1 protein-coding gene is annotated in these 290 nt (G+C 66.9%); it reads right to left on the bottom strand.

Annotation, left to right across the window (positions count from 1 at the left end; genetic code table 11):
- The coding region (locus EN845_RS34840; protein ID WP_189587455.1) for a glucan biosynthesis protein at positions 1-290 on the bottom strand (290 nt) is incomplete at both ends.

Here is a 290-nt window from a genome sequence, read left to right as displayed (position 1 = left end):
TGTCGAAGGTCTCGTCCACGGTGGGAATCTCCACCAGCTGCACCGAGCCCTCGCCCCATTCGCCCTTCGGCTCCACCCACAGGCACGGGCGCTTCTCGTAGAACACGCCGTCATCCTGGTAGTGGTCGAAGTTGCGGTCGCGCTGCAGCAGGCCGAAGCCGCGCGGGTTGCGGTCCACGAACATGTTGAAGCGCAGGTTGCGCGGGTTCAGCAGCGGGCGCCAGATCCATTCGCCGGCACCGGTCCACAGCGACAGGCCGTCGGTATCGTGGATCTCCGGGCGCCAGTCC

Origin of the sequence: Mesorhizobium sp. M8A.F.Ca.ET.202.01.1.1, assembly GCF_004791595.1 — a bacterium.
Lineage (GTDB): Bacteria > Pseudomonadota > Alphaproteobacteria > Rhizobiales > Rhizobiaceae > Mesorhizobium.
This window is presented reverse-complemented; position numbering and strand designations above follow the sequence as displayed.